The sequence below is a fragment of the Streptomyces sp. NPDC087420 genome (assembly GCF_044744165.1).
GTDB lineage: Bacteria > Actinomycetota > Actinomycetes > Streptomycetales > Streptomycetaceae > Streptomyces.
Window position 1 is genome coordinate 201632 of sequence record NZ_JBIUXU010000003.1, and the last position, 22461, is coordinate 224092.

The 22461-nt window shown below is 70.8% G+C and carries 15 protein-coding genes; 10 read left to right on the plus strand and 5 right to left on the minus strand.

Annotation, left to right across the window (positions count from 1 at the left end; all coding sequences use genetic code 11):
* Positions 1-5: 5 nt before the first annotated feature.
* Complete coding sequence (locus ACIO1C_RS07020) at positions 6-1163, minus strand: acyl-CoA dehydrogenase family protein (RefSeq protein ID WP_401859440.1); 1158 nt, start codon at positions 1161-1163, stop codon at positions 6-8.
* Between the two features lie 230 nt (positions 1164-1393).
* On the opposite strand from ACIO1C_RS07020, the gene ACIO1C_RS07025 reads away from it, so the two are divergent.
* The 5 genes from ACIO1C_RS07025 to ACIO1C_RS07045 all read left to right on the plus strand — a co-directional run bounded on the left by ACIO1C_RS07025 (position 1394) and on the right by ACIO1C_RS07045 (position 9948).
* Complete coding sequence (locus ACIO1C_RS07025; protein WP_401859442.1) at positions 1394-1954, plus strand: NADPH-dependent FMN reductase; 561 nt, start codon at positions 1394-1396, stop codon at positions 1952-1954.
* Positions 1955-2074: 120 nt separating this feature from the next.
* On the plus strand, positions 2075-3061 hold the full coding sequence (gene speB / locus ACIO1C_RS07030) for an agmatinase (RefSeq protein WP_401859444.1): 987 nt from the start codon (positions 2075-2077) through the stop codon (positions 3059-3061).
* A 106-nt stretch (positions 3062-3167) separates the two neighbouring features.
* Positions 3168-4868 (plus strand): thiamine pyrophosphate-binding protein, encoded by a 1701-nt coding sequence (locus ACIO1C_RS07035; RefSeq protein WP_401859446.1) that lies wholly within the window; start codon positions 3168-3170, stop codon positions 4866-4868.
* Positions 4869-4989: 121 nt separating this feature from the next.
* Complete coding sequence (locus ACIO1C_RS07040; RefSeq protein WP_401859448.1) at positions 4990-5985, plus strand: serine hydrolase; 996 nt, start codon at positions 4990-4992, stop codon at positions 5983-5985.
* A 183-nt stretch (positions 5986-6168) separates the two neighbouring features.
* Positions 6169-9948, plus strand: a complete 3780-nt coding sequence (locus ACIO1C_RS07045) for an ABC transporter ATP-binding protein (protein WP_401859450.1) — start codon at positions 6169-6171, stop codon at positions 9946-9948.
* A gap of 33 nt (positions 9949-9981) precedes the next feature.
* Here the strand turns inward: ACIO1C_RS07045 and ACIO1C_RS07050 are convergent, their stop codons facing one another.
* Positions 9982-10404 (minus strand): hypothetical protein, encoded by a 423-nt coding sequence (locus ACIO1C_RS07050; protein ID WP_401859452.1) that lies wholly within the window; start codon positions 10402-10404, stop codon positions 9982-9984.
* A gap of 129 nt (positions 10405-10533) precedes the next feature.
* Here ACIO1C_RS07050 and ACIO1C_RS07055 point away from each other — a divergent pair, with 129 nt between their 5' ends.
* Positions 10534-12003, plus strand: a complete 1470-nt coding sequence (locus ACIO1C_RS07055) for a S28 family serine protease (RefSeq protein WP_401859454.1) — start codon at positions 10534-10536, stop codon at positions 12001-12003.
* A 62-nt stretch (positions 12004-12065) separates the two neighbouring features.
* On the opposite strand, the gene ACIO1C_RS07060 is transcribed toward ACIO1C_RS07055, so the two are convergent.
* The 3 genes from ACIO1C_RS07060 to ACIO1C_RS07070 all read right to left on the minus strand — a co-directional run bounded on the left by ACIO1C_RS07060 (position 12066) and on the right by ACIO1C_RS07070 (position 16408).
* Positions 12066-12980, minus strand: a complete 915-nt coding sequence (locus tag ACIO1C_RS07060; RefSeq protein ID WP_401859455.1) for a LysR family transcriptional regulator — start codon at positions 12978-12980, stop codon at positions 12066-12068.
* A gap of 1222 nt (positions 12981-14202) precedes the next feature.
* Entirely contained in the window at positions 14203-15081 is an 879-nt protein-coding gene (locus ACIO1C_RS07065) for a sugar phosphate isomerase/epimerase family protein (protein ID WP_401859457.1), read from the minus strand.
* A gap of 196 nt (positions 15082-15277) precedes the next feature.
* Positions 15278-16408, minus strand: coding sequence for a LacI family DNA-binding transcriptional regulator (locus ACIO1C_RS07070; RefSeq protein WP_401859459.1), 1131 nt, complete (start codon positions 16406-16408; stop codon positions 15278-15280).
* 193 nt (positions 16409-16601) lie between these two features.
* Between ACIO1C_RS07070 and ACIO1C_RS07075 the strand changes: the two genes are divergently transcribed.
* The 4 genes from ACIO1C_RS07075 to ACIO1C_RS07090 all read left to right on the plus strand — a co-directional run bounded on the left by ACIO1C_RS07075 (position 16602) and on the right by ACIO1C_RS07090 (position 22335).
* Positions 16602-17753, plus strand: coding sequence for a Gfo/Idh/MocA family oxidoreductase (locus ACIO1C_RS07075; protein WP_327236551.1), 1152 nt, complete (start codon positions 16602-16604; stop codon positions 17751-17753).
* Entirely contained in the window at positions 17750-18919 is a 1170-nt protein-coding gene (locus ACIO1C_RS07080) for a dihydrodipicolinate synthase family protein (protein ID WP_401859462.1), read from the plus strand. Before ACIO1C_RS07075 ends, ACIO1C_RS07080 begins: the two co-directional genes overlap by 4 nt.
* Complete coding sequence (locus ACIO1C_RS07085; protein ID WP_401859464.1) at positions 18916-19767, plus strand: sugar phosphate isomerase/epimerase family protein; 852 nt, start codon at positions 18916-18918, stop codon at positions 19765-19767. Before ACIO1C_RS07080 ends, ACIO1C_RS07085 begins: the two co-directional genes overlap by 4 nt.
* Before the next feature lie 276 nt (positions 19768-20043).
* A complete protein-coding gene (locus tag ACIO1C_RS07090; protein WP_401859466.1) occupies positions 20044-22335 on the plus strand; it encodes an ATP-dependent RecD-like DNA helicase in 2292 nt (763 codons plus the stop codon).
* The last annotated feature ends 126 nt before the right edge of the window (positions 22336-22461 follow it).

The window sequence follows — 22461 nt, forward strand, 5'->3', positions numbered from 1 at the left end:
CGCGTCTACAGACCCATCGACTTGGCGATGATCGTCTTCATGACCTCGCTGGTGCCGCCGTAGATGCGGTTCACCCGGTTGTCGGCGTAGAGCCGGGCGATCGGGTACTCGTTCATGTACCCGTAGCCGCCGTGCAGCTGGAGGCACTTGTCGATCACGCGGTGGGCGACCTCGGTGGTGAAGAGCTTCGCCGACGCGGCCTCGGCCGGCGTCAGCTCGCCGAGGTCGTGGGCCTCCAGCGCGCGGTCGACCACGGCCTCCGCCGCGTCCACCTCGGCCTTGCAGGCGGCCAGTTCGAACTTGGTGTTCTGGAAGGACGCGACGGTCTTGCCGAACACGGTCCTGTCCTGCACGTACTGCTGGGCGAACCGCACCGCGGCGGCGGCCTGCGCGTACGAGCCGACGGCGATGGCCAGACGCTCCTGGGGCAGGTTCTGCCCGAGATAGGAGAAGCCCTTGTTCTCCTCGCCGAGCAGGTCGTCCACCGGCACCCTGACGTCCGTGAAGGACAGCTCGGCGGTGTCGGAGGTCCTGAGGCCCAGCTTGTCGAGCTTGCGGCCGACCGCGTACCCCGGCGACTTCGTGTCCACGACCAGCAGCGAGATGCCGAAGCGGCGGTCCTCGGGGGTCGAGGGGGCGGTGCGGGCGCAGACGATGACCCGGTCCGCGTGGACGCCGCCGGTGATGAACGTCTTCGCGCCGTTGAGGACGTAGTGCGTGCCGTCCTCGGACAGCTTGGCGGTCGTCTTCATGCCGGCCAGGTCGGAGCCCGTGCCCGGCTCGGTCATGGCGATCGCGTACATCGCCCGGCCGCTGACGAAGTCGGGCAGCCAGCGCTTCTTCTGCTCGTCGGTCGCGTACGCCTTCAAGTACGGCAGGCAGAGCGCGACATGGACGCCCGAGCCGCCGAAGGAGACACCCGCGCGGGCGCACTCCTCGGAGATGACGGCCTGGAACTTGAACGATTCCTCGCCCGCGCCGCCGTACTCCTCCGGAACCTCGATCCCGAAGATGCCCAACTCACCGAGCTTGTAGTAGAAGTCGCGGGGAGCCTGGCCCGCCGCCAGCCACTCGTCGTGGACGGGGACGACCTCGGCCTCGACAAAGGCGCGGATGGTCTCCCGGAACGCCTCGTGGTCCTCGTTGTACACGGTACGGCGCACGGCTCGGGCCCTCCCTCTGCGGCCGGCGCCCCACGGCGCGGCCGCGACTCGATTCCTCAGCGCCCGCTGTCCTAAGCGCTTGCTCAATTTAAGTTACCGGGGGGTTCGTGAGGGTGTCCAGGGTGGGCGGGCGGAACAGGTTCCGGGGCCGCGTGAGTCGTGTCACCACCCGGCCTGATCAAGCGGGTGATAGGAGACATTCAACAGCAGAACGACCGAAAGAGACAGCAATGCTGAAGATCGCCGTCATTATCGGCAGTACCCGTCCCAACCGCGTCGGCGAGGTCGTCGGGAAATGGGTGATGGAGGTCGCGACCAAGCGCGACGACGCCGAGTTCACCCTGATCGACCTCGCCGACGTCGGTCTGCCCATGCTGGACGAGGGCATGCCCCCGGCCGCCGCCCAGTACGGCCAGCAGCACACCAAGGACTGGGCGGCGACGATCGCGGGCTTCGACGCCTTCGTCTTCGTGACGCCCGAGTACAACCACTCGGTCCCCGCCGGGCTGAAGAACGCCCTCGACTTCCTGTACGCCGAGTGGAACAACAAGGCGGCGGGGTTCGTGGGCTACGGCGCCGCCGGCGGGGTCCGCGCCGTCGAGCACCTGCGGCTGTCCCTGGCCGAGCTCCAGGTCGCGACCGTCCGCGCGCAGGTCGCGCTCGACCTGCACGCGGACTTCGAGAACTACTCCGTCCTCAAGCCGACACCCCGGCTGGAGGAGACCCTCACCACGGTGCTCGACCAGGTGATCGCCTGGGGCGGCGCGCTGAAGACGGTGCGGGTTTCTTAGGAGGAGGCGCCCGAGCGGCTTCCTTAAGACGGGGCTTCCCCTGCGGCGTCCTTAGGAGGCGGTGCCGGTCGCTTGGTACGGTCGGCCGGCACCCCGATCGTACGAAGAAAGGCATTTCGGATGAGCAGCACCGAGCAGCCGCGCGGCCCCGTCGACTCGTCCCGCGTCCCGCGGTACGCCGGGCCCGCCACGTTCGCCCGGCTGCCGCGGCTCGACGAGGTGGGCGGCCGGGCCGACGTCGCCGTCGTCGGCGTGCCCTTCGACTCCGGGGTCTCGTACCGCCCCGGCGCCCGCTTCGGCGGCAACGCGATCCGCGAGGCCTCACGGCTCCTGCGCCCCTACAACCCGGCGCAGGACGCCTCGCCGTTCGCGCTCGCGCAGGTCGCCGACGCCGGTGACATCGCCGCGAACCCCTTCCACATCAACGAGGCCGTGGACACCATCGAGGCGGCGGCCGACGACCTGCTCGGGACCGGCGCCCGGCTGATGACGCTCGGCGGCGACCACACCATCGCGCTGCCGCTGCTGCGCGCCGTCGCGAAGAAGCACGGGCCCGTCGCGCTGCTGCACTTCGACGCCCACCTCGACACCTGGGACACGTACTTCGGCGCCGCCTACACCCACGGCACCCCGTTCCGCCGGGCGGTCGAGGAGGGCATCCTCGACACGGAGGCGCTCTCCCACGTCGGCACACGCGGTCCGCTGTACGGCAAGAAGGACCTGGACGACGACGCGAAGATGGGCTTCGGGATCGTCACCTCGGCCGACGTCATGCGGCGCGGGGTGGACGAGGTGACCGACCAGCTGCGGCAGCGCATCGGGGGCCGCCCGCTCTACATCTCCGTCGACATCGACGTACTGGACCCGGCGCACGCGCCCGGCACCGGCACCCCGGAGGCCGGCGGGCTCACCTCCCGCGAACTGCTGGAGATCGTGCGCGGGCTCGCCTCCTGCCTCCTGGTCTCGGCGGACGTCGTGGAGGTCGCGCCCGCGTACGACCACGCCGAGATCACGTCCGTCGCCGCCTCGCACACGGCGTACGAACTGACGACGATCATGTCCCGCCAGATCGCCGACGCCCGCGACCTGGGCGCGGGGGCGCTGTGACGGCCGTCCTCGACCGGGGCGCCGTGACGCCCGCCCCGCCTCTCCGCGCTGTGATGTCCGCCCCCGACTTCCACGCTGAGGTCCCCGGCCTCCGCCCCTGGGCCCTGTGATGCACGACCACGACCACGACACCCCCCGCCTCACCCCCGCCCAGCTCGCCGCCGCCCTCTCCCCGCCCCCCGGCCGCACCGGCGGCGACCTGGTGACCGAGACGCTGTACGGGCTCGGCGCGACGACCGTCTTCGGGCTGCCGGGACAGCACGCCCTGGCCGTGTTCGACGCGCTGCGCCGCTCCTCGCTGACCTACGTCGGCCTGCGGGTCGAGAACAACGCGGGCTTCGCGGCGGACGCCTACGGCCGTACCACCGGCGAGGTCGCCCCGCTGCTGCTCTCCACCGGGCCCGGCGCCCTCACCTCCCTCGCCGCGCTCCAGGAGGCCGCCGCCGCGTCCGCGTCCGTCCTGGCCCTCTCCAGCCAGGTCCCGCGCGCCGGCCTCGGCGGCGGACGCCACGGCTATCTCCACGAACTGCGCGACCAGCAGGCGTCGTTCCGCGACGTCGTGAAGTCCGTGCACCTCGTCCGTACGGCCTCACAGATCCCGTCCGCGATCGCCGCCGCCTGGGAGTCGGCGCTCACCGCCCCGCACGGTCCGGTCTGGGTGGAGATCCCGGCGGACGTGCTGAGCGCGCCCACGACCCTCCCGCCCGTCACCGCCGTGGACGCCACCCCGCGCGAGCTGTCGCCGCGCACCGAACTGATCGCCGTGGCCGCCCACCTGCTGGCCGGCGCGGCCCGCCCGGTGATCGTCGCGGGCGGCGGGGTCGTCAGGGCCGACGCGTCCGGCAAGCTGCGCGCGCTGGCCGAGAAGCTGGCCGCGCCGGTCGTGACGACGTACGGCGGCAAGGGCGCGTTCCCCTGGGAGCACCCGCTGTCCCTGCGGTCCTGGATCGAGGACCGGCACACCACGGACTTCCTTGAGGACGCGGACGTCCTGCTCGTCGTCGGCTCGGGCCTGGGCGAACTGTCCTCGAACTACCACACGTTCGCCCCGCGCGGCCGGGTGATCCAGATCGAGGCGGACCTCGGCAAGCTGGAGGCCAACCACCCCGCGCTGGGCATCCACGCCGACGCCAGGGCCGCGCTGTCGGCGCTGCTGGAGTCGGAACCGCTGGAGTCCGGGGACCGGCGCGACCCCACCGGGGCGGCCGGGTCGGTCCGCACGGTCCTCGCCGCCGTCGAGGCGCGGATCGCGGCCCAGCACCTCGAACCGGAGCGCCGGATCCTCACGGCGGTACGGGACGCGCTGCCCGCGCGCGCCGCCAGCTTCTGGGACATGACGATCCTCACCTACTGGGCGTGGGCCGCCTGGCCGGGACCGATGCACTCGGCGCAGGGCGCGGGCGGCCTCGGTTACGCCTTCCCCGCCGCCCTCGGCGCGGCGGCGGCCGACCCCACCCAACCGGTCCTCGCGGTCTCGGGCGACGGGGGCGCGATGTACTCGCTCGCCGAACTGGCCACCGCCCGCCAGTACGGCCTGCCGGTCACCTGGCTGATCGTGGACGACGGGGGCTACGGCCTCCTGCGGGAGTACCTGACCGACGCGTACGGCGAGACCACCGGGACGGACCTGGCGGGACCGGACTTCGTGGCGCTCGCGGAATCCTTCGGCGTGCCCGCGGTCCGTACGACGCCGGAGTCGCTGCGCGAGGACCTGGCGAAGGCGCTCGCGTCGCCGGGTCCCTCGGTGGTGGTGCTCCCGGCCCGCCTGAGGATGTTCGCGCCGACGCACCTCGACACGGTTCAGTAAAGGGCCCCGGCTTCGTACAACCATTCGTCCCCGTCCGGCTGTCATGTCTGCGAGTGCGCCGCACAGCGCGCTCGTACGACGTACAGACGTACAGACGTATTGACGGGGGCGGAACACTCTCATGACCAACCATCGAATATCCGGACGCGTGTCCCGGCGCACCCGTGGCGCGCTCTCCGTGGCGCTGGCCGCGGGTGTGCTCGTGCCGGTGGCCGCGGGTGTGCTCGTGCCGGTGGCCGCCGCCGCGGCGCCCGCCACGGCCGCGACACCCACGGTCACCTGCACCTCCGGCAAGGCAGGCCTTGCCGCCAAGCTGACCAAGGACATCACCGCGGCCCTCAAGGGCCGGAAGGCGACCACGGCCGTCGCGGTGTACGACCGTACGACCAAGACAAATTGCAGCCTGCGCGCGACGCAGAAGTTCGACTCCGCCAGCGTGGTCAAGGTGACCGTCCTCGCGACCCTGCTCTGGGACGCGAAGAAGACGAACCGCCTGCTCACGAAGAAGGAGGTCGACCTCACCACCGCGATGATCACCAAGTCGGACAACGCGGCGACCAGCACGCTCTGGAAGCAGCTCGGCCCGACGAAGATCAAAGGCTTCCTCAAGGCCGCGGGCCTGACCCAGACCACGCCGGGCGCGGGGCAGTACTGGGGGCTCACCCAGATCACCGCGCACGACGAGCAGCGGTTGCTCACGCTCATCACCTCGAAGAACACGGTCCTGAGCGACAACTCCCGCAGCTACATCCTCGGCAAGATGAACAAGGTCATCGCGTCCCAGCGCTGGGGCGTCCCGGCCGGCGCCCCGGCCTCCGCCACCGTCCAGCTGAAGAACGGCTGGCTGTCCCGGTCCACCCACGGGTGGCGCGTGCACAGCATCGGCGCCTTCACCGGCAAGGGCCACAACTACCTGATCACCGTGCTCACGCACGACAACAAGACGATGAACGACGGCGTGAACACCATCCAGGCGGTGGCCAAGGCGGTCCACAAGGACCTCAACCCCACCACCAAGGCGAAGGCCGCACTCCACACGGTGCCCTCGACACCGTACGAAGCGGTCCCTGCCACCCCGGAGAAGGCCGCCAGGGAAGCCGTCCCCGCCACCCGCTGACCCTCCCGCGAAGGGCCGCGTGTCCTAGGACGAGACCTACATCGAGACCTACGTCGCGTCCTAGGACCAGCGGCCCATCTTTCTGTTCGGAGGGCGGCGGATTGTTGCGGAGGGATGAAATCCGCAACCGCGCGCGTTGGGCATTCCGGCAGATCAGGTCGGTCGGCCGAACGGGAGGCAGCAGTGGTGGCGGCAGTGGCGGCGGAGCGGAGCTGGGCACGGCGGCTCACCGGGTACGCGTGGCGTTACCGCCGTAACGTGGTGCTCGCCCTGGGGTCCTCGCTCCTCGGGATGGCCGTGATGGCCTTCGTCCCGCTGATCACCAAGGTCGTCATCGACGACGTCATAGGCGGCGGCCACCGCTCCCTGGGCGTCTGGACCGGCCTCCTGCTCCTGGCCGCGCTCCTCGTGTACGTCTCCGCCTATGTACGGCGCTTCTACGGAGGACGCCTCGCGCTCGACGTCCAGCACGACCTCCGTACGGAGATGTTCGCCACGATCTCCCGGCTCGACGGACGCCGCCAGGACAAGCTCTCCACCGGCCAGGTCATCGGCCGCGCCACCAGTGACCTCCAGCTCATCCAGGGCCTGCTCTTCATGCTGCCGATGACCATCGGCAACGTCCTGCTGTTCCTGATCTCCCTCGGGATCATGGCCTGGCTCTCCCTGCCCCTCACCTTCATCGCCCTCGCCGTCGCCCCGGCCATCTGGTTCATCGCCCGCCGCAGCCGCACCCGCCTCCACCCCGCCACCTGGTACGCCCAGGCGCAGGCCGCCGCCGTCGCCGGGGTCGTGGACGGCGCCGTCTCCGGCGTCCGGGTCGTCAAGGGCTTCGGGCAGGAGGACCAGGAGACCGGCAAGCTCCGCGAGGTCGGCCGCAAGCTCTTCGCCGGACGCCTGCGCACCATCCGCCTCAACGCCCGCTACACCCCCGCGCTCCAGGCCGTCCCCGCCGTCGGCCAGGTCGCGATGCTCGCCTTCGGCGGCTGGCTCGCCACGCGCGGCGAGATCACCCTCGGCACGTTCGTCGCCTTCTCCACGTACCTCGCCCAGCTCGTCGGCCCGGTCAAGATGCTCGCCGTCGTCCTGACCATCGGCCAGCAGGCCCGCGCCGGGGTGGAACGCGTCCTGGAGCTCATCGACACCGAGCCCACGATGGAGGACGGCACGAAGGAGCTGCCGGCGGACGCCGAGGCCTCCGTCGAGTTCGACGACGTGTCCTTCTCGTACGACGACGGCAGGACCGTCCTCGACGGCTTCTCGCTGGAGATGAGCCCCGGCGAGACCGTCGCCGTCGTCGGCTCCTCCGGCAGCGGCAAGTCCACCCTCTCGCTGCTCGTCCCCCGTTTCTACGACGTGAACCGCGGCGCGGTCCTCGTCGGCGGCCACGACGTCCGCGAGCTGACCTTCGACTCCCTGCGCGCCGCCATCGGGCTCGTCCCCGAGGACAGCTTCCTCTTCTCCGACACCGTCCGCGCCAACGTCGCGTACGGGAAGCCGGACGCCACCGAGGAGGAGATCCTCCGGGCCACCCGTGCCGCCCAGGCCCACGGCTTCATCAGCGACCTGCCGAACGGCTACGACACCAAGGTGGGGGAGCAGGGCCTCACCCTCTCCGGCGGCCAGCGCCAGCGCGTGGCGCTCGCCCGCGCGATCCTCACCGACCCCCGCCTGCTGCTCCTGGACGACGCCACCTCCGCCGTGGACGCCCGGGTCGAGCACGAGATCCACGAGGCGCTGCGCGGGGTGATGGCCGGGCGTACGACCCTGCTCATCGCCCACCGCCGCTCCACCCTGAACCTCGCCGACCGGATCGCGGTGCTGGACGGCGGCCGGCTCGCCGACATCGGCACCCACGAGGAGCTCCAGCGGCGCTCCGCCCTCTACCGGAAGCTCCTGACGGACCCGGACGAGCTGGGCGAGGTCTCTCCGGGGCATGTGCCCGGCCTCGTGGCGGACGGGCCGGCGGGCGCACCGGCGGCCGTCCAGGCGACCGTACCGGAGGACCGTTCCGTACAGGAGGAGATCGACGCCGAGTTCGACGCGGAGCGCGGCATCACGCCCGCCCTGTGGGAGCGGGACGAGATCGCCGCCGAGGAGTCCGCCGCGCCCGGCGCCACCCCCGAACTGCTCGCGCAGGTCGAGGCGTTGCCGCCGGCCACCGACCTCCCGGAGATCGACGAGGCGCGCGCCGTCGCCGCCGAGGAGTCGTACGGACTGCGCAGGCTGCTGCGCGGCTTCGGGCCGCCGCTGCTGGTGAGCCTGTCGCTGGTCGCGGTCGACGCCGCGATGAGCCTGGCCCTGCCCGTCCTCATCCGGCACGGCATCGACCAGGGCGTCGAGCGCATGGCCCTCGGCGCGGTGTGGGTGGCGGCCGGTCTCGGCCTGCTGGTGGTGCTCGTCCAGTGGCTCGCCCAGATCGGCGAGACGCGCAAGACCGGGCGCACCGGTGAACGGGTGCTCTACTCCCTGCGGTTGAAGATCTTCGCGCAGCTCCAGCGGCTCGGACTCGACTACTACGAGCGCGAGTTGACCGGCCGGATCATGACCCGGATGACGACGGACGTGGACGCGCTGTCCACCTTCCTCCAGACCGGGCTCGTCACGGCGTTCGTCTCCGTCGTCACCTTCTTCGGCATCCTCGTGGTGCTCCTCGCGATCGATGTGGAACTGGCGTTGGTGGTCTTCGCGACCCTGCCGGTCCTGTTCGTCGCCACGGTCTTCTTCCGCCGCAAGAGCGTGAAGGCGTACGAACTGGCCCGTGAGCGCATCAGCGCCGTCAACGCCGACCTCCAGGAGTCCGTCTCCGGGCTGCGGATCGTCCAGGCGTTCCGGCGCGAGCAGGACGGCGCTGAGCGCTTCGCCGCCCGCAGCGACCACTACCGCGAGGCCCGGGTGCGCGGGCAGTGGCTGATCTCGGTGTACTTCCCGTTCGTCCAGCTGCTCGCCTCCGTCGCGGCGGCGGCCGTGCTCATCGTCGGCGCGGGGCGGGTGGAGGCGGGCACGCTGACGACCGGCGCGCTGGTCGCGTACCTCCTCTACATCGACCTGTTCTTCGCACCCGTCCAGCAGCTCTCGCAGGTCTTCGACGGCTACCAGCAGGCGAGCGTCTCGCTGGGCCGCATCCAGGAGCTGCTGCGGGAGCCCACCACGACGGCGGCGTCGAAGGCACCGCTCGACGTGCTGTCGCTGCGCGGGGAGATCTCCTTCGAGGACGTGAGCTTCGCCTACACCGGCGAGAACGGTGAACTCGCGGACGAGGCCGCCCTGATGGGGGTCGACCTGCGGATCCCGGCCGGCCAGACCGTCGCGTTCGTCGGCGAGACCGGCGCGGGCAAGTCCACCCTGGTGAAGCTGGTCGCGCGCTTCTACGACCCGACCGGCGGCCGGGTCACGGCGGACGGTACGGACCTGCGCGACCTGGACCTGACGGCGTACCGCCACCGGCTCGGCGTGGTCCCGCAGGAGGCGTACCTCTTCGCGGGGACGATCCGGGACGCGATCGCGTACGGCCGCCCCGAGGCGACCGACGCGCAGGTGGAGGCCGCGGCACGCGCGGTGGGTGCCCACGAGATGATCGCCACGCTGGACGGCGGTTACGTGCACGAGGTCGCCGAGCGGGGCCGTAACCTCTCCGCGGGCCAGCGCCAGCTGATCGCCCTCGCCCGCGCCGAACTGGTCGACCCCGACGTCCTGTTGCTGGACGAGGCGACCGCCGCGCTGGACCTGGCGAGCGAGGCCCTGGTCAACCAGGCCACCGACCGCCTCACCGGCCGCCGTACGACCCTGGTGGTCGCCCACCGCCTGACCACGGCGGCCCGCGCGGACCGGGTGGTCGTGATGGACCACGGCCGGGTGGTGGAGGACGGCACACACGATGAACTGCTGGCGCTGAACGGCCGCTACACCAAGCTGTGGCGCAGCTTCATCGGCGAGGAGGAGGAGACGGCGGCGGCGGTGTGAGGGGTTCGCTCTTGAAACGGGATCAGCCCGCGATCAGCAGAGGATCCACCCGGTGGACGCCGACGTGCCGGAGATGGCGCCGGAGGCCCGTACACACCGGTTGAGGGCGTGGACGGTCACCGGCCCCGCGTGCTGCGTGAAGTCACCGCTGTCCACCAACGGGCTGCCGCCACGCGCCTGGAGGCTGACCCGCATCGCCCGCCTGGCGCCGGGGTGGTCGGCGACGGTGAGCGCGCACGCGTATCCCCGCGCCTTGTAGATCCGCAACTCGCCGTGAGCGAAGGGCACCGTCTTCTGCGGCTGCCCCGAACACACGGAGAGCGGGGCGGCACCCGCAGCGGCGGGATCGGCCAGAACGAGCGCCGCCAGCGCGACCACCACGGTCCCCGCCGCGAGCCGGCGCGGCAGCGCGCCCTTCCCAAACCCAGTCCCAGCGAACACGCATGCCCCTGTCATCAGTCGGGTGTACATGCGTACGACGCGCGGGAGCCCGGGAAGGTTGCTCCCACGGAGGCCGGCGGGGCTGGCGGTGCGGCATGAGCCCCGCTAGGTTCACCAGGTCTGTCATGAACACAGGGAGAGTGCATGCGCAAGACGCTGAGATGGCTGTTGTCGCTGTCGCTGATCATAGGCACCGTGGCAACGGCGGGTGCGGCCACCGCCGCGGACCAGAAGTCCGCGAGTGGTACGGCCGTCACGGACACCACGGGTGTTACGAACACCGCTGACACCACGGACATCAAGGACCGCGTCCTGGCGATACCCGGGATGAGCCTGATCCAGGAGAAGCCGTACGAGGGTTACCGCTACTTCGTCCTCAACTACACCCAGCCGGTGGACCACCGGCACCCGTCCAAGGGCACCTTCCAGCAGCGCATCACGCTGCTGCACAAGGACACCAGCCGTCCCACGGTCTTCTCCACCGGCGGCTACAACGTCTCCACCAACCCGAGCCGCAGTGAGCCGACGCGCATCATCGACGGCAACCAGGTCTCGATGGAGTACCGCTTCTTCACTCCGTCGCGCCCGGAGCCGGCCGACTGGTCGAAGCTGGACATCTGGCAGGCCGCCAGCGACCAGCACCGCATCTTCACCGCGCTGAAGAAGATCTACCCCAAGAAGTGGCTGTCCACGGGCGCTTCGAAGGGCGGCATGACCGCCACCTACTTCGAGCGGTTCTACCCGCGTGACATGGACGGCGTGGTCGCGTACGTCGCGCCCAACGACGTGGTGAACAAGGAGGATTCGGCGTACGACCGGTTCTTCGAGAAGGTCGGCACCAAGGAGTGCCGCGACAAGCTCAACGCCGTGCAGCGCCAGGCGCTCATCCGGCGGGAGCCGCTGGAGAAGACGTACGCGGAGTGGGCCGAGGCCAACGGCGCGACCTTCACCACCGTCGGCTCGCTCGACAAGGCGTACGAAGCCGTCGTCCTGGACTTCGTCTGGGCCTTCTGGCAGTACAGCCTGCTCGCGGACTGCGAGAGCATCCCGCCGGCCACCGCCTCCGACCAGGAGATCTACGACATCATCGACGCGATCTCCGGCTTCTCCGCCTACACGGACCAGGGCCTCGCGACGTACACGCCGTACTACTACCAGGCCGGTACGCAGCTGGGCTCGCCGGACATCAAGCAGCCGCACCTGGGCAAGCTGAGCCGCTACGGCTACCAGCCGCCGCGCAACTTCGTGCCGCGCGACATCCCCATGACGTTCGACCCCCGGGTGATGCCGGACGTCGACAGCTGGGTGCAGCACCACGCGGACCAGATGCTGTTCGTGTACGGGCAGAACGACCCGTGGGGCGCGGAGCAGTTCCGCGTCGGGCGCGGTGCGCGTGACAGTTACGTGTACGTCGCCCCGGGCGCCAACCATGGTGCCAACGTGGCGGCCCTGAACCCCGACCAGTCGGCGAAGGCCACGGCCCGGATCCTCAACTGGGCGGGCGTCGCGCCGGCGGCCGTACAGCAGGACGCGGCGAAGGCGAAGCCGCTCGCGCCGTACGACGCGAAGCTGGACCGCCAGAAGGTGGAGCGCCAGCAGACGCTGAGGCCGTAAGGCACCTCCGCCGGGCGGGCCGAACAGGGCCCGCTCGGCGGACCGCCATCCAAAAGGCCTCCTCAACCGGTTACGGCGGCAACGTCGGGCCAATGCCGCCGCAGCGCCGCCACGGTGGCGGTGACGGCCGGCCGCCGCGCGGCACCCGTGCGCCACAGCGCGTACAACCGTCGCGAGGGCACAGGATCGAGCGTCAGGGCCCGTACGCCCGGGGGCAGCGGCCCCCGCCCCAGCCGGGGAACCATCGCGACGCCCAACCCGGCCGCGACCAGGGCGATCTGGGTGTGGTTCTCCTCGGCCTGATGGGCGAGGTCGGGCTCACAACCGGCGGCGCGGAGCGTACGCACGAGCCAGTCGTGGCAGACGGTGCCGGGCGGCTGACAGATCCAGCGCAACCCCCGCAGATCCGCCCGCCGCACGACGGCCCGCGCGGCGAGGGCGTGCCCGTCCGGCACGAGCAGATCGCAGAGGTCGTCACCGATGACGGCCTGCTCCACCCCGTCGGGGGTGGGCAGCCGGGCGATGTCCCAGTCGTGGGTGACGGCGAGGTCGATCAGACCCCGGGCCACGAGGTCGGAGGACAGGTGGGGGTCGATCTCACGCAGCCGGATGTCCAAGGTGGGATGAAGCAGGGCCAGTTCGGCAAGCACCGGGGGAAGCAACCCACGCGCGGAGGAAGCGAACGCGGCAACGACCAACTGCCCGGTCGGCTGCCCCCGACGCTCCTCCAAGGTGGTCTCGGCACGCTCAACGATGGCGAACAACTCTTCGGCGGTGGCAGCGAGATGCCGCGCCTCGTCGGTGAGCACAACCCCACGCCCCCGCCGCTCCAGGAGCGTTGTACGAGTCTCCCGCTCCAACTTGGTGATCTGCTGGGAGACGGCGGAGGGGGTATACCCGAGGGCGGAGGCGGCAGCACCGACGGAGCCATGGACGGAGACGGCATGGAGGGCGCGTAGCCGACCCAGATCGAGCATGGCGCCCCCTCCTCGGATGACTCTGACCGACCCATACGTAAGCAAAGCTTAATTCAGGGGTTGCTGGGGGCTGACTGCGGCAGCGAAGGCGGGGGTTCGGGCGGAGGGGTAGTCGGGGGTGGCCGGTCTTGTGTTGGGCGGCGTGGGGCCGCCCTGGTTGTTGAGTGTCGCGGTTTCGGGTCGGGCGTCAAGGGCGCTCCTGCGGAGCGTCGGCTTCGCCGATTCCACTTCGTTTCACCCTTGACTCCCGCCCCGAAACCGCAAGTGAAGGCTGAGGGGGGCGGCCCGGGGGAAGGTCCCCCGGGGGGCTTGTTTGTTGTTGGGGTTTCGTCGCGGGCCCCGGCTTTCGGCGGGGTTTTGCGCCCCACTTGAATGGGGCGGTTGGTCTTGGTTCGGCGGCTGGCGGGCTGTCTGTTTGCCGGCGTGCAGGCACCGTGTCTGAGATCCGTGGTCAGCTGCGGGGCCAGGCGGGGCCGCACCCATTCCGGCGGCCAATATGCCCCATTTGCCTAGGTCTTGAGGCTCGTTGAGGGCCTCTCCTGCTGGGTGTTGTGTCCTGTGTTTCATTAAGGGGCTTTCAAAGCACACAACCCACCGAAACGGGCCCGATGACCGCCCCAGCGGGCGGCATCCGCCCTGCCACTCGCCCGGCCCGGGTGTGGTGCTTGCGTGCGGGCCGGTGGGTGACGGCCGGCCGCCGGGATTGCCCGACATTCCACCCCCAGAAGGCTATATGCCCCATTTGCCCAGGCTTTGAGGGCTCCTGCGGGCCTCTCCTCCCCGGTCCTGTGTCCTGTGTTTCGTTAACGGGCTCCCAGAGCACACAACCCGCCGAAACAGGCCCGACGGGCCGCCTCCCCCCGCCACATCTGCCCCACCACCCACCCAGCCCAGACACGGTGCTTGCGCACCGGCAAACGGACGGCCCGCCAGCCGCCGAACTGAGACCGACCGCCCCATTCAAGTGGTGCGCAACACCCCGCCGAAAGCCGAGGCCCGGCACGAAACCCCAACCTCCCCCGGGGATTGTCGGGGGACCCTTCCCCCGGGCCGCCCCCCCCAGCCTTCCCTTGCGGGGCCGGGCCGGGGGTCAAGGGTGAAGCGCAGCGCAATCGGCGAAGCCGACGCGACGCAGGAGCGCCCTTGACGCCCGGACCGGCCCCGCGACACTCAACAGCAAGGGGCGGCCCCACGTCGCTCAAAACAACCCGGCCACACCCGACTACCCCTCGGCCCGAACCCGCGCCAGACCATCCCACCTCACCCCACCGAACCTCAGCCCCCCACCCGCCAGCCCCTCCAGATACCTCCGCCCCGCCTCCAACAGCCCCGGCAGCTCCGCTGCCTTCGGATACCAGCGCTTCTCGTACTCCCAGCACACCCAGCTGTCGTCACCGCCACCGCCACCGGCGCCGCCCTCACCGCCGTGCGCCAGCAGCGCCACACACTCCGCCAGCGGCAGCACCCCCGCCCCCAGCGCCAGCGGAGTCGTGTCCTCGGCCGAGGCGATGTCCTTGACTTGTACGTAGCCCAGGTGCGGCGCCAGTACCGCGTGCGTGGTGATCGGGTCCTCCCCGCCCAGCCACGTGTGCATCACGTCCCACAACACCCCCACCTGCGGGTGCCCCACCGTCCCCAGCACCCGCGCCGCGTCCACCCCCGTACGGTGCGAGTCGTGGGTCTCCAGCAGGATCCGTACGCCGAAGTCGGCGGCCACCTCCCCCGCCGCGCCCAGCCGCCGCGCCGCCGCCGCGTCGGCCTCCGCCGGGTCCTGGTCCCCGCCACCAGGAAACACGCGGACGTTCGCGGCGCCCAGGTCCCGGGCCAGCCAGAGGAGGTCGTCGAGTTCCTGCCGTACGGCGTCCTCGTCGGCGGTCGTGTCGGCGACCCGTACGTACCCGGCGACCGTCAGGATCTCGACGCCGGCCCGCTTGAAGTCGTCCACCACCGCGGCCCGCTCGGCCGCTCCGATGCCGGGGTGGACCGGTTCCTCCGGGTGGGCGCGGAGTTCCACGCCCTGGTAGCCGGTGGCGGTGGCGAGTCCGACGACCTCAGGGATGGGCAGGCCCGGTACTCCGAGGGTGGAGAAGGCGAACTTCACGATTGTTCCTTTCCGAACAAGGCTCCGAACAAGGCTCTTAACGAGCCTCCGAACGACGCATTCCAGGGCATCAAGCCATCACACCCCAGTACCCCGTCACCCCCGGTCACACCCCCTCACCTCACCTGAACCGCCCCCGGTCACACCCCCTCACCCCACCCGCGCCCCCGCGCCCCCGCCCCCCCGACCTCCCCCCTCACCCCACCCGAGCCGCCCCCGTGGACCCCCGCACCATCAGCTCCGCCCCGATCGTCGCGATCCCGCCCGGCGGCGGCGCCTCCGTCCCCATCGCCAGCCGCCCCGCCCGCGCCCCCGCCTCGTATAGCGGCAGCCGTACCGTCGTCAGCGCGGGCATCGCGTCCACCGAGAACGGCAGGTCGTCGAAGCCCGCCACCGAGACGTCCTGCGGAATGCGCAACCCCTGGTCCCGGATGGCCGCGCACGCCCCCAGCGCCACCGTGTCGTTCGCGCCGATCACGGCCGTCAGATCCGGCGCCCGGCGCAGCAGCTCCAGCGTCGCCTCGTACCCCGACCGCCGGGTGTACGGCCCGTGCACGGTCAGCAGCTCCTGATCACCGAGCCCAGCCCCATCAATCCCACCAGCCCCACCAATCCCACCAATCCCACTAGCCCTACCAATCCCACCAATCCCACCCGCCCCCAACGCCGCCCGATGCCCCTCCAGCCGATGCCGCGTAGTCGTCCGCTCCGCCGGCCCCGCCACATAGCCGATCTTCCGGTGCCCCAGCGCCAGCAGGTGTTCCGTCAGCCGCCGCCCGCCCCCGCGGTTGTCGAACGCCAGCGCCGCCACTATCGCCTCGCCGTCCGGCAGTGGCGGCCGTCCGCACAGCACCACCCGCGTCCCCGCGTCGGCGAGTTTGGCCAGTTTCGAGGCCATCGCGGCGATATGGTCCGGATCTTCGAGGGCTCCGCCCGTCAGGACCACGGCCGCGGCCCGCTGGCGCTGGAGGAGAGTCAGATACGTCAGTTCGCGCTCCGGCGAGCCCCCCGTGTTGCAGACGACGGCGAGCTTCTCGCCCCCCGCCCGCCCCGTACCCTCCTGGCCGCCGATCTCCGTCTGCGCCGCCCCGGCCATGATCCCGAAGAAGGGGTCGGCGATGTCGTTGACGAGGATGCCGACCAGGTCGGACGTGGCGGCGGCGAGGGAGCTGGCGGGGCCGTTCAGTACGTAGTCCAGCTCGTCCACCGCCCGCAGCACCCGCTCCCGGGTGGTCGCGGCGACCGGATAGTTGCCGTTCAGCACACGGGACACGGTGGCGGGCGACACCCGCGCGCGGGCCGCCACATCCGCCAGGGTGACCGTCATCGTTCGCCTCCACAGAGCGGGCTTACGGTCATCGCTTTCCTCCGAGGGGTACGAGGGTGAGTGCCAGGCGGACCGGACCACGAGGTGGGCCACGGCGGGCGAGATCCCGGCCCGGCTCTTGTCCGTCCCGGAATCGCAGGCTAGCTTCATACCCTATAGAAAGCGCTTGCTACGGCCGTATGGAGGGAACTTCGTGACACGCAGGACAGTGCGGATCGCCATGAACGGCGTCACGGGGCGGATGGGGTACCGGCAGCATCTGCTGCGCTCCGTCCTCGCGATCCGCGAAGAGGGCGGACTGGACCTCGGCGGCGGCGAGGTGCTCTGGCCGGAGCCGGTCCTCGTCGGGCGCCGCGAGCACGCCCTCAAGGAAATCGCGGAACGCCACGGCCTCACCGAATGGTCGACGGACCTCGACGCCGTCCTGGCGGACGACACGATCTCCCTCTACTTCGACGCCCAGGTCACCTCGGCCCGCGTCGAGTCGATCAAAAAAGCCATCGCCGCCGGCAAACACATCTACACGGAGAAGCCGACCGCCGCCGACCTCGCCGGCGCCCTCGACCTGGCCAGGCTCGCCCGGAGCGCCGGAATCAAGCACGGCGTCGTCCAGGACAAGATCTTCCTGCCGGGCCTGCTCAAGCTCAAGCGCCTCATCGACGGCGGCTTCTTCGGCCAAATCCTCTCCGTACGAGGGGAGTTCGGCTACTGGGTCTTCGAGGGCGACTGGCAGGACCCCCAACGCCCCTCCTGGAACTACCGCGCCGAGGACGGCGGTGGCATCACCGTCGACATGTTCCCGCACTGGGAGTATGTCCTCCACGAACTCTTCGGCCGCGTCACCACCGTCCAGGCGCACATCACCACCCACATCCCCGAGCGCTGGGACGAGCGGGGCAAGCCGTACGCGGCCACCGCCGACGACGCCGCGTACGGCATCTTCCAGCTGGAGGGCGGCGTGGTCGCGCAGATCAATTCCGCCTGGTCGGTACGGGTCAACCGCGACGAACTCGTGGAGTTCCAGGTCGACGGTACGCACGGCTCGGCGGTCGCCGGTCTGCGCCGCTGCCGCGTGCAGCACCGCAGCGCCACCCCCAAGCCGGTGTGGAACCCGGACCTGCCCGTCACCGAGTCCTTCCGCGACCAGTGGCAAGAGGTGCCGGACAACGGGGAGTTCGGCAACGGCTTCAAGGCGCAGTGGGAACTGTTCCTGCGCCACCTCGCGCTCGACGAGCCGTACCGGTGGGACCTGCTCGCGGGCGCGCGCGGGGTCCAACTCGCCGAGCTGGGGCTGCGGTCCTCGGCGGAGGGGCGCCGCTTCGACGTACCGGAGCTGACCCTGTGACCCTCCGACTGCCGTCCGCCGGCGGGGTGTTGCGTACGTACACACCCCGCACCGAACCGGCGCACTTCGTCGTGGCCTCACCCCGACCGGGCCCCCTCACCTCTCGTACGGTCTTCTCGGCCGCGCACGTCGTCGCCGACCCGTACGCCGACACCAGCCCCGACACACCCGCCGCCGTCGACTGGGACGCCACGCTCGCCTTCCGCCGCCATCTCTGGTCGCACGGGCTCGGGGTCGCGGAGGCCATGGACACCGCGCAGCGCGGCATGGGACTGGACTGGGCGGGCGCGGCCGAGCTGATCCGGCGCTCCGCCGCCGAGGCGAAGGCGGTCGGCGGCCGTATCGCCTGTGGGGTCGGCACCGACCAACTGCCGCCAGGCGTACATACCTTGGGCGAGGTGAGGGCCGCGTACGAGGAGCAGCTCGCGCTTGTCGAGGAGACCGGCTCGCAGGCCATCCTCATGGCGTCGCGTGCGCTCGCGGCGGCGGCGACGACCCCCGACGACTACCTCGACCTCTACGCGCACCTCCTGCGTCAGGCCGCGGAGCCCGTCGTACTGCACTGGCTCGGACCGATGTTCGACCCCGCGCTCGACGGATACTGGGGCAGCGAGGACCTCGACACCGCCACCGAGACCTTCCTCCAGGTCATCACCGCCCATCCCGACAAGGTCGACGGCATCAAGGTCTCGCTGCTGGACGCCCGGCGGGAGGTCGAGCTGCGTCGCAGGCTGCCCCGGGGCGTGCGCTGCTACACGGGTGACGACTTCAACTACCCCGAGCTGATCGCGGGCGACGAACAGGGCTTCAGTCACGCCCTGTTGGGGATCTTCGACCCGCTGGGACCGGTGGCGGCGGAGGCGGTACGGGTCCTGGACACCGATGACGCGAAGGGGTTCCGCGAACTACTCGATCCCACCGTGGAGTTGTCCCGTCACCTCTTCCAACCGCCCACCCGCTTCTACAAGACGGGCGTGGTCCTCCTGGCGTGGCTGGCGGGCCACCAGGACCACTTCACGATGGTCGGTGGACTCCAGTCGGCGCGTTCGCTGCCGCATCTGGCACGGGCGTACGAACTGGCGGACGTGCTGGGCCTGTTCCCCGACCCAGCGGCTGCGGAGGCGCGGATGATGTCGCTGCTGGACGTGTACGGAGTGAGCCGATGACGGCGGATCCGAGCAGCGCCACCGCCCCCGACCTGAGCCGCTTCAGCATCAACCAGATGACGGTGAAGCAACTCCCCCTCCTTCAACTGACCGAGGCCTGCGTACGCCTGGGAATCCCCGGTATCGGCCTGTGGCGTGCGCCTGTTCAGGAGTACGGGGTCGAGGCCGCCGCCAAGCTCGTACGGGATGCCGGGCTCGCCGTCACCACACTCTGCCGGGGCGGTTTCCTCACCGCGGCCGACCCGGCCGGACGCGCCGAGGCGCTGGCCGACAACCGGGCGGCCATCGACGAGGCGGTGACGCTCGGCACGGACACGCTGGTCCTCGTCTCCGGCGGACTGCCGCCCGGCAGCCGGGACTTGGCCGGGGCCCGGGAGCGGATCGCCGACGCGCTCGCCGAGTTGGCACCGTACGCCGGGGAACGGGGTGTCCGGCTCGCGATCGAGCCGCTGCACCCGATGTTCGCGTCGGACCGGTGTGTGGTCTCCACGCTCGACCAGGCCCTCGAACTGGCCGAACGCTTCCCGGCGGATCAGGTCGGCGTGGTCGTGGACACGTACCACGTCTGGTGGGACGACCGGGCACCCGCGGCCGTCGCCCGCGCCGCCGACCGGGTCTTCTCCTTCCAACTGGCCGACTGGACCACCCCGCTTCCCGCCGGAGTCCTGAACGGCCGCGGCCAGCTCGGCGACGGCTCGGTCGACCTGCGAGCGTGGCGCGCGCGGGTGGAGGCGGCGGGCTACGACGGGCCGATCGAGGTGGAGCTGTTCAACGACGAGCTGTGGAAGAGGGACGGCGTGGAGCTGCTGACGGAGGTCGTGGAGCGGTACGTGGCACACGCCCTCTAGGAAATGACCCTGCCTCTCCCGACGATGACGCGGCCTCAAAAAATAACTCTGCGAAATCGTGCAACCATCTCTGCGTGAGATGAGTCGTATAGGTCGGCAAGGTTTTCGGGGGACGGATCCGGGGGGATCAGGAAGCTTTGCCGGTGGGGGGAGCGCGTGGGGCCCGGTCTGTCGACCGGGCCCCTAGTAGCGTGTCGGGGCGTCCGGAGAGGTTCTCCGCAGGCAAGTTATCCACAGGCTCGGCACGATGTCGGAGTCCGGCGGTAGCGTCAGATCATGCCCAACCAGTCCACTCGTCCGACCCCCAGGCCAGCCGCGACGTCTACGACCACCCCCGCCCCTGCCCCCGCCCCCGCCTTCGCCGTGCTCGAAGCCGTCCTTGAGCGCATCACGTACGCGAACGAGGAGAACGGCTACACGGTCGCCCGGGTGGACACCGGCCGGGGCGGTGACCTCCTCACCGTCGTCGGCGCGCTGCTCGGCGCGCAGCCCGGCGAGTCGCTGCGGATGGAGGGGCGCTGGGCCTCGCACCCCCAGTACGGCAAGCAGTTCACGGTGGAGAACTACACGACGGTCCTGCCCGCCACCATCCAGGGCATCCGCCGTTACCTCGGTTCCGGCCTGATCAAGGGCATCGGCCCGCGCATCGCGGACCGGATCGTGGAGCACTTCGGGCTGGACACCCTGGACATCATCGAAGAGGCGCCGAAGAGGCTCGTGGAGGTCCCCGGGCTGGGCCCCAAGCGGACGAAGATGATCGCCGCCGCCTGGGAGGAGCAGAAGGCCATCAAGGAGGTCATGATCTTCCTCCAGGGTGTCGGCGTCTCCACCTCCATCGCGGTGCGGATCTACAAGAAGTACGGGGACGCCTCGATCTCGGTGGTCAAGAACGAGCCGTACCGGCTGGCGGCCGACGTCTGGGGCATCGGCTTCCTCACCGCGGACCGGATCGCGCAGGCCGTCGGCATCCCGCACGACAGCCCGGAGCGGGTCAAGGCCGGCCTCCAGTACGCGCTGTCGCAGTCCACCGACCAGGGCCACTGCTTCCTGCCCGAGGAGCGGCTCATCGCGGACGCCGTGAAGCTGCTCCAGGTCGACACGGGCCTGGTCATCGAATGCCTGGCCGAGCTGACCACGGAGGACGAGGGGGCGGTGCGCGAGCGCGTGCCGGGGCCGGACGGCGGGGAGCCGGTCAACGGGATCTACCTGGTCCCGTTCCACCGCGCGGAGCTGTCCCTTTCCGTCCAGGTGCTCCGGCTGCTGCGGACCGGCGAGGACCGGATGCCGGCCTTCCGGGACGTCGCGTGGGACAAGGCGCTGGCGTGGCTCGCGGACCGTACGGGGGCGGAGCTGGCGCCCGAGCAGCGGCAGGCGGTCCGGCTGGCGCTGACCGAGAAGGTCGCCGTCCTGACGGGTGGCCCCGGCTGTGGGAAGTCCTTCACGGTCCGCTCGATCGTGGAGCTGGCGCGCGCGAAGAAGGCCAAGGTGGTGCTGGCCGCCCCCACCGGGCGCGCGGCCAAGCGGCTGGCCGAGCTGACGGGCGCCGAGGCGTCCACGGTGCACCGGCTGCTGGAGCTGAAACCGGGCGGGGACGCGGCGTACGACAGGGACCGGCCGCTGGACGCGGACCTGGTGGTGGTGGACGAGGCCTCGATGCTGGACCTGCTGCTGGCCAACAAGCTGGTGAAGGCGGTGGCGCCGGGTGCGCACCTCCTGCTGGTGGGGGATGTCGACCAGCTGCCGTCGGTCGGGGCGGGGGAGGTGCTGCGGGACCTGCTGGCGGAGGGCGGGCCCGTGCCGCAGGTGCGGCTCACCCGGATCTTCCGCCAGGCGCAGCAGTCGGGCGTCGTCACCAACGCCCACCGCATCAACTCGGGGGTGCATCCGATCACCCAGGGCCTCTCCGACTTCTTCCTCTTCGTGGAGGACGAGACGGAGGACGCCGGCCGCGTCACGGTGGAGGTCGCGGCCCGCCGGATCCCCGCGAAGTTCGGTCTTGACCCGCGGCGTGACGTCCAGGTGCTGGCGCCGATGCACCGCGGTCCGGCCGGCGCGGGGGCGCTGAACGGTCTGCTCCAGCAGGCCATCACGCCCGGTCGGCCCGACCTGCCGGAGAAGCGGCTCGGCGGCCGGGTGTTCCGGGTGGGGGACAAGGTCACCCAGATCCGCAACAACTACGAGAAGGGCGAGAACGGGGTCTTCAACGGCACGGTCGGGGTGGTCACCTCGCTGAATCTGGAGGACCAGCGGCTGACGGTGCTGACGGACGAGGAGGAAGAGGTGCCGTACGACTTCGACGAGCTGGACGAGCTGGCGCACGCGTACGCGATGACGATCCACCGTTCGCAGGGCAGTGAGTACCCGGCCGTGGTCATCCCGGTCACGACGGGGGCCTGGATGATGCTCCAGCGCAACCTCCTCTACACCGCGGTCACCCGCGCCAAGAAGCTGGTGGTGCTGGTCGGCTCGCGCAAGGCCATAGGGCAGGCGGTGAGAACGGTCTCGGCGGGCAGACGTTTCACGGCCCTCGACCACCGGCTGTCGGGCGACCGGCTCCCCGACCGGTAACCGGCCCGTCGCAGGTACCTGAGCGCGTGGACTTTCAGAACGGGTGCGAAGAAGGCAGGATGAGCGGGTTCGCGGCACTGAGTGCCGCGGATAGGCCTAATGGCCGACCCCGAGTGCACTCTCCTG